Consider the following 1,366-nt stretch of genomic DNA (forward strand, 5'->3'; position numbering starts at 1 on the left):
AGGCCGCGCCGCTCCGGTTGGGCGAGGCGATGCAGGAGGGTCAGGCGCCGCCCGAGGGGGTAACGGTCAACGCGCTGTTGGCTTCGTGCGGCAGCGATATCATCGGTCTGCGTGACGCGGCGCTGATCAGTCTCGCCTATGATGCGGGTTTGCGCGTGTCCGAACTGGTTGGGGCGACGGTGGTCGATCTTTCCCAGTTTGGCGATGGCAGCGGGCGGCTCGAAATCACGCATTCCAAGACTGACCAGTTGGGGGAGGGGGCTCTGGCCTGGCTGTCGGCCGATACCATGGTGCGTCTGTCGGCCTGGTTGCTCGCGAGCGGGATTGCGCATGGCCCTGTGTTCCGGCGCATCAATGTGCTGACCAGTCCGCCAGACGCTGCCGGGCAGCGACTTGTGCGGCACTACATCGGTTCAAAACCGCTCACCAGGCAGGGTGTGGTCGCGATCCTGCGCCGCCGGGTGCTGGAGGCGGTCGATCTGGGCCTGGTCGAGCTTGAGCCCGGGATGGAGGGCGACACCGTTCGCGGCCTGAGCGCGCACTCGTTCAGGGTCGGGCTCACGCAGGATCTGTTCGCGGCCGGTGAGGACGGCGCGGGAATTGCGCTTGCGCTGCGGTGGTCGTCGCCGACGACAGCTTTACGCTATGCGCGCGAACTGGCCGTGGGCAACAATGCGGCGGCGCGGGTACTGGGGCGCTTGCGCGGCGGTGGCAGCCAGACGCCTGCGTAGCCCGCCCGCCAACCAGGATATATTATGAGGTTATGTCCCGGCGGTCATGTAGAATTGCGGGTGCATCTCGCGCCGCAGCTTCTCGGCATGCGCAAGCTCGTCAAGCTGCGCCGAACTGGAAAGACCGGGGTCTTTCCGCAGATGTGCCGCGAGCTGGAGCACGGCGCGCTGGAAGGATGTGTTGCTGCTGGCACGCTGCCGAATGCCAAGATTGTAAAGTTCGGCAAGATCGAGCGCGAGCAAGGCTACCGCTTCGGGAATATCGGAGAGGGCAATGTCGCGAATGGTGGCGACATACTCGTACTCGCCATGCCCGAACAGATTAAGCTCGACCAGCCCATTGGCCATCACATGGCCGATCGGCTCCCCGGCGAATTGGACCCGACCCTCGGCGGCGACCAGTCCTTGGGTCAGATTCCAGTTCAGTTTACTGCGAGCGCGCTCAAGCCAGCGCGAGAGCAGCAGAAATTTGCGGCGAAAGGCCTGCTCGAAGGGATGGCTATGTGCGGGCCAGACTTCGAAGGCCGCGGGGATCCGCTCGAGTTGCTCGGTAAGGTGTGGGCCGTTGAAGAACGACTCCGCGCTGAAATGACGCAGCTCGACATAGCCCTTGAGCAGCTTGGCGAAGTTTGCCG

2 protein-coding genes are annotated in these 1,366 nt (G+C 64.3%); one reads left to right on the forward strand and one right to left on the reverse strand.

Features of this window, described 5'->3' with window-relative positions; all coding sequences use genetic code 11:
- Positions 1 to 731, forward strand: a 731-nt coding sequence (locus AX703_RS24070) for a tyrosine-type recombinase/integrase (protein WP_156452197.1), incomplete at its 5' end; no start/stop codon positions are given.
- A 30-nt stretch (positions 732 to 761) separates the two neighbouring features.
- Here the strand turns inward: AX703_RS24070 and AX703_RS28100 are convergent.
- Positions 762 to 1,366 (reverse strand): hypothetical protein (locus AX703_RS28100; RefSeq protein WP_197423823.1); only part of this gene is annotated, 605 nt, incomplete at its 5' end.

This window comes from Novosphingobium sp. CCH12-A3 (genome assembly GCF_001556015.1).
In the GTDB taxonomy this organism is placed as follows: domain Bacteria; phylum Pseudomonadota; class Alphaproteobacteria; order Sphingomonadales; family Sphingomonadaceae; genus Novosphingobium; species Novosphingobium subterraneum.